Consider the following 4,781-nt stretch of genomic DNA (forward strand, 5'->3'; position numbering starts at 1 on the left):
CGCCGGGCGCGCCCGGCGGGCGACAGCTCGTGCTCGACGACATCACGCTCGATGTCGCACCGGGCGAGTTCGTCACCCTCCTGGGAGCCTCCGGCTGCGGCAAGTCCACCCTGCTCAACCTGGTCGCGGGACTGGACCTGCCCTCCGCCGGCTCGATCGACACGGACGGCCTGCCCGCCCTGATGTTCCAGGAGCACGCACTGTTCCCGTGGCTGACCGCGGGCAAGAACATCGAACTCGCGCTGAAGCTGCGCGGGATCGCGGGACCCCGGCGCCGCCAGGAGGCGCAGCGGCTGCTGGAACTCGTCCGGCTGCAGGACGCGTACGACAAGCGGGTGCACGAACTGTCGGGCGGCATGCGGCAGCGTGTCGCACTGGCCCGCGCGCTGGCCCAGGACAGCCGACTGCTGCTGATGGACGAACCGTTCGCCGCGCTGGACGCCATCACCCGCGACGTCCTGCACGACGAACTCACCCGCATCTGGCGCGAGACGGGGGTGTCCGTGCTGTTCGTCACGCACAACGTGCGGGAGGCGGTGAAGCTGGCGCAGCGCGTGGTGCTGCTCTCCTCGCGGCCGGGGCGCATCGCCCGGGAATGGACCGTCGGCATCGCACAGCCGCGCCGCATCGAGGACAGCGCGGTCGCCGAGCTGTCCGCCGAGATCACCGAGGATCTACGGAGGGAGATCCGCCGTCATGGCCAGCACTGACACCGGCGCCGACGCCGGGAGGAACGACTCACCGGCGGCCGGGAAGTCCCCGGACACACAGGATCTGGCGGGGCTGGAGGCCGGGCTCGACGCACTGGAGTCGGTGCAGACCGTCCGCACACCGCTGCGCGAGACCCTGAGCCGCAAGGTCCTGCCGCCCGTCACCGCCGTCGCCCTGGTGCTGGTGGTCTGGCAACTGCTGGTGTGGGCCGAGGTCGCCCCCGACTACAAGCTGCCCGCGCCGTCCGACGTGTGGGGCGAGGTGACCGACGCCTGGCGGCAGGGCACGCTGCTCGACTACGTCTGGACGTCCGTCTCGCGCGGTCTGCTCGGCTTCCTGATGGCACTCGCCATCGGCACGCCGCTCGGCCTGCTGGTCGCCCGGGTGAAGTTCGTCCGGGCGGCCGTCGGCCCCGTCCTGTCCGGGCTGCAGTCGCTCCCGTCGGTGGCGTGGGTGCCGCCGGCCGTGCTCTGGCTGGGTCTCGACAACTCGATGATGTACGCGGTGATCCTGCTCGGCGCGGTCCCGTCCGTCGCCAACGGCCTCGTCGCGGGCATCGACCAGATCCCGCCCCTGTTCCTGCGCGCCGGGCGGACGCTGGGGGCGACCGGACTGCGTGGTGCCCGGTACATCGTGATGCCGGCCGCGCTCCCCGGCTACCTGGCGGGGCTGAAGCAGGGCTGGGCGTTCTCCTGGCGGTCGCTGATGGCCGCCGAGATCATCGCCTCCTCGCCCGATCTGGGCGTCGGGCTCGGCCAGTTGCTGGAGAACGGACGGAACAACGCCAGCATTTCGCAGGTGTTCCTGGCCATCTTCCTGATCCTGCTCGTCGGCATCGCCATCGACCTGCTGGTCTTCAGCCCGCTGGAGCGGCGGGTACTGCGCGGCCGGGGCCTGCTGGTCACCCGCTGAACGAACGGAACGCGCTCACCACGGGACGCGCGCTCTCCCCCACCGCACCCGGCACACGGCGCCCGGCACGACGGCACCGGCTCCGCGAAGGCATCGCCCCGCAGCGGAGCCGGTGCCGTCGTGCCGTCGTGCCGTCGTGCCGTCCAGGATCCACCGCCGGTCGCAACCGGGGCGGGACCACGGCCTTTTCCGGCGCTCGGAACCGCGGGGCGTGCGGCCCCGGCACCGGGGCCCGACCCGTGCCGTGATATCTTGTTTGCGAGAGAAATTAACTGAAAGTTCTCGTCCGCGCATGCTTTCCGGCGACGGATGCGTGGGGGTGCGGTCGCCGATCAGGGCACACGCAGGCCCCGCTTCCGGCTGTTCGACGCACCCGGAGGCACCCGGGCCACCGCCCGGCGGGCGCGGGAGAGCGAGCAGTACCGGGCCGGGGGCCCACCCGCGCGGCCTTCGGTCGGCGCACCGGCGCGGGAGCGCCGCGAACAACTGAAAGAACGTCGACCCGGTCCTGGTGCCCGAACGGACCGGTGGCCGAACGGGAAACAGCCACCGACCGCGACTGCGCGCCCCCGAACCGGGTACGTCGAGACACTCGGCACCGTATGAGAGCCGACGCGGAAGGGGAGGGCCCTTGAGGGATGGCGCCGGACACGACCGGAGGCCTTGTGCGACGAGCGGCCCGGTCGACGATCTCGCCGGCCAGGCCGGCGCCGACCGTTCCCGGCCCCCCTGCCCGTATGTGCCCGACCGTCGCGGGACCACCGTCGACGCCACCCGTGCGCGCCGCTCCCAGCCCACCGAGGCCCGCCTGTGGTGAGGACCCGGTACCCGGCCGGCCCCGTGAGACCGGCCGGCGTCACCGAGGGCAGCCGCCCAAACGTCGGCCCGCCCCCGCCCCCGCGCACCGCTCCGCAGGCCGTCACCCGGCCGCCCGGCTGCCGGGTCCCCCTCCGCGGCGGCCCCGGCCCGGAGCGAGTCGCCCGGCCCGGCCGGCCGAATCCGACGCGGGAGTGCGCGCTCGCCCCCGTCCTCACCGGCGCGGTCGCCGTCCCGTCCGCCCGGCGTGTCACCGGTGCCCCGAGCCCGGCGGTACGCACCCGCCCCATCCCCTTAAGCAGGACCGGGACCGCACCGAAACCGCTCGGCACCTGAGACCGAGCAGATGTCGGCCGTGGCCCGGACCGTCGTCGCCGTCAAGGCGTCCCACCGCGTGTACAAGAGTCGGCCGCTGTCCCGCGCCCAGCCGGACGGTCGCCGCACCCCGCCCGCAGTTCGCCCGGAAAGCCCTAGGAGGGTCCCCCATGACCATCACCGTCCGCGACATCCACGGCTCGGAAAGCCCGCGCGAATCCCTCCAACCGGAGGTTCACCGATCTCGCACGTGGAGCACAACGGCACCGGCGCGGCCCTTCTTCGGCACATACGACATGACCACCGCACACCGTCGGGGCGGCCACACCGCGCCGGGCGTTCCGGCGGACCGGGAAGCCGGCCCCGCTCCGGCACGGAGGTGTCGCCCCCTCAGCGGGACAGGCGCCCCCATGGGAACGGCGGACCCGCACGGCGGCCAGGGTGATGCAGGTGACTGACGTGCAGAAGGCCCACGTCCAGGAGGACGCCCAGACCCGGTCCAGAAGGCGCACCCTGGTGGCCCAGCTCTCCGGCCCGGTGCGTTCCTTCCTGGCCACCGAGGCGGGCAGCGCCGGCCTGCTCCTGGCCGCGGTCGTGGTCGCCCTGGTGTGGGCGAACTCCCCCTGGTCCGATACGTACACGGCGCTCTGGGCGACCGAGGCGTCGATCTCCATCGGCGGCGCCGATCTGTCGATGAACCTGGGGCACTGGGTCAGCGACGGCCTGATGGCCCTGTTCTTCTTCGTCATCGGCCTGGAGGTCCGCTACGAGGTCTCCGTGGGCGTGCTGACCGACCGCCGGCGTGTCGTGATCCCGGCGCTGGCCGGGATCGGCGGCATGCTCGTCCCCGCGCTGATGTACCTGGTGATCGCCCCCGGGGGCGACGCGAGCAACGGGTGGGGTGTGGTCATCGGCACCGACACGGCGTTCATGCTGGGGGCGCTCGCCGTGGTCGGCCCCCGGTTCGTCACCCAGCTGCGCGTCTTCCTGCTGGCCATCACCGTCATCGACGACATCGTCGCCGTCGCCGTGATCGGCGTGGTCTTCTCGGAATCGGTCCGTCCGCTGCTGGTGCTGGCCGCGCTCGCCCTGTGCGTGGTCCTGGCCGGACTGTCCCGTCTGGGCGCCTGGCGCACGGCCCCGTACGTGCTGATCGCTCTCGCGCTGTGGCTCGTCACCTTCGAAGCGGGACTGCACGCCTCCATCGCGGGCATGCTCGGCGGTCTCCTCATCCCCGCCCGGGCCCCCACGCGCCAGGCGGTGGATCGGGCCGCCCGGCTCTTCCGCGCCTTCCGCCAGTCACCCCGCCCGGACGTGGGCCGGACGGCCCGCATGGGGCTGCAGCGCGCCGTCTCCGTCAACGAGCGGCTGCAGACGGTCCTCCACCCCTGGACCAGTTATGTCGTCGTCCCCGTGTTCGCCCTGGCCAGTGCCGGTGTCGACCTGCGTGACGGCGTCCTGGCCGAGGCGCTGTCGTCCTCCGTCACCTGGGCCGTGGTCATCGGCCTCGTCATCGGAAAGCTCGTGGGCCTCGGAGGCTTCGCCCTGGGCGGTGCCCGTCTGGGTCTCGGGAAGCTCCCGCAGGGAGTCGGCGAGGGCCAGGTGCTGGGCGGCGCCGTCCTGTCCGGGATCGGCTTCACCGTGTCCCTGCTGATCGCCGGCCTCGCCTTCGAGGATCCCGCCCTGCGCGCCCAGGCGACCGTCGGCATCCTGCTGGCGGCCCTGCTCTCCGCGATCCTGGGGTGGGTGGTGTTCCACCTCGCCGCGGTGCTGCGCGGCGAGACGGAGGCCGACCTGCCACGTTTCCTGGACCGCCCGGTCGACCCGGCCACGGACCACATCACCGGTCCGCCGGACGCGCCGCTGACCCTGGTGGAGTACGGGGACTACGAGTGTCCCTTCTGCGCGCACGCCACCGGCGTCGCCCAGGAACTGCAGCAGCGCTTCGGCGACCGGCTCCGCTACGTCTTCCGGCACCTGCCGCTCCCCGACGTGCACGAGCACTCCGAGCTCGCCGCCCGGGCGGC

General features: G+C 73.1%; 3 protein-coding genes. All 3 read left to right on the forward strand.

Annotated features, from left to right (window positions below):
• Positions 1-710 (forward strand): ABC transporter ATP-binding protein (locus tag B7L92_RS22025; protein WP_107501570.1); only part of this gene is annotated, 710 nt, incomplete at its 5' end.
• On the forward strand, positions 697-1,623 hold the full coding sequence (locus B7L92_RS22030) for an ABC transporter permease (protein ID WP_081239200.1): 927 nt from the start codon (positions 697-699) through the stop codon (positions 1,621-1,623). The genes B7L92_RS22025 and B7L92_RS22030, both read left to right, overlap by 14 nt.
• A 1,590-nt stretch (positions 1,624-3,213) precedes the next feature.
• Positions 3,214-4,781: Na+/H+ antiporter NhaA (gene nhaA / locus B7L92_RS22045; protein ID WP_174704000.1), on the forward strand; the 1,568-nt coding region annotated here is incomplete at its 3' end.

This window comes from Streptomyces viridosporus, from assembly GCF_002078235.1.
GTDB classification, from domain to species: Bacteria; Actinomycetota; Actinomycetes; order Streptomycetales; family Streptomycetaceae; genus Streptomyces; species Streptomyces viridosporus.